This is a genomic window from Chitinophaga jiangningensis (assembly GCF_900142605.1).
Taxonomy (GTDB): domain Bacteria; phylum Bacteroidota; class Bacteroidia; order Chitinophagales; family Chitinophagaceae; genus Chitinophaga; species Chitinophaga jiangningensis.
Map to the genome: position 1 here is coordinate 1 of NZ_FRBL01000022.1, position 1377 is coordinate 1377.

Sequence of the window (1377 nt, forward strand, 5' to 3'; positions counted from 1 at the left end):
CGCAAAGATTCTGTGTTTATAAACAAGAATAAAATTATTAAATTTGTGTTTTAAGGCGGCATAAGCCAGCCTGCTTAGAGAGTTGTACTAGTACAGCTCTCTAATTTTTTGTAATAAAGCTTATCGTAGGGCACCTGCTTTTTAAAGATGGTATAAGTCATTTCCAGCAGTTTTCTTTGTATTGCACTTACTGCCTTCTTTTTTATTCCGTGTCGTTCCACTAATCTGTCAAATATGTTTCTGAAGTGTTCATCACTTCTGATCACAGATAATGCAGGCAAATAGAATGCTTTTCGTAGATGTCTGTTCCCTTTCTTAGATAACCTGGGCTTACTCTTAACAGAGGTCCCTGATTGCTTTTCAATCACATCCAGACCTGCAAAACTGGTCAGCTGTCGCTTATTGCGTATTAACTCAAAACCATTTGTCTCACCTAATACAACACATGCTGTCAAGATGCCTATTCCTGATATACTGCATAGCAGAGAGATTGACTGGTTAACACTTTCATCCGTTTTAGTTAGATCAAATAGCTCGGTTAAGATCTCCTTTTCCTGACTATTCATAAATTCGATGTGTGAGTGCAGTCTTCTCAAAGTACCAGCATTTGGATAAGCTTCTGATTGCTCGGCATGAAGCTGATTTTTACAAATCGTCCTTTGCTCTATTAACTGTTCCCGTTCCCTTGTTAGTTGTCGGATTCGTCTGTATAAACCATTGGGTTCCTGCCAGTTATCTAGCTTTCTCTCCAAGCCAAAACGGGCAATTGCATCGGCTGCGGTCTTGTCTGTAATGGTTTTTATGTCTAAAGTCCGTATGTAGTTACTTATTTTGGAAGGTAGTACTACACTTATCTGACGCTCATTTTCAGCTAAATAGAAGGCGAGTTTTTCATGATATACCCCGGTAGCTTCCATCACATATCTACATTCCGGATGTGCATTTGTTAGCTTTTCAACTCCTTTAGTTAACTGTTTAAAGCCAGCAAGACTATTGACATATACTCTTCTTGCGAATAAATCTATACTTAGATCTTTAAAAATTCTTCCAACTGTAACTACCAACTCTTTCTGAGCTACATCAATACCTACTGAATATCTGATAATTTCTTGCATAATATTTTGATTTTCAATAAAATAAAAATCTCTAATCGTCTTTTCTCCTATTGGATATTCTGGCTAAAGTCATATAGACAGTGCCTTACATTCTGTTCAAACTCTAAGAGATTAAAAAAGGTGAGGTTATTTCTTTGCGAGAGCATACCTGATAGTTGCTTGCAGCTAAGTGTACTCTCACCTTTTTTATTTTATTATTTAAATCAAAACTAAGTCTTTGAAATCTTTCTATTATAAATTCTAATACAAACATAGGAGCAGC

The 1377-nt window shown here is 36.3% G+C and carries 1 protein-coding gene; it reads right to left on the reverse strand.

Going from position 1 to position 1377, the window contains the following annotated elements; translation table 11 throughout:
• Nucleotides 1-74: 74 nt before the first annotated feature.
• Complete coding sequence (locus tag BUB18_RS28835) at nucleotides 75-1115, reverse strand: IS110 family RNA-guided transposase (RefSeq protein WP_073087797.1); 1041 nt, start codon at nucleotides 1113-1115, stop codon at nucleotides 75-77.
• Between the last annotated feature and the right edge of the window lie 262 nt (nucleotides 1116-1377).

Coding starts and splice junctions, on each gene's coding strand:
- BUB18_RS28835 (WP_073087797.1), bottom strand. CDS start 1,115: ATGCAAGAAATTATCAGATATTCAGTAGGTATTGATGTAGCTCAGAAA.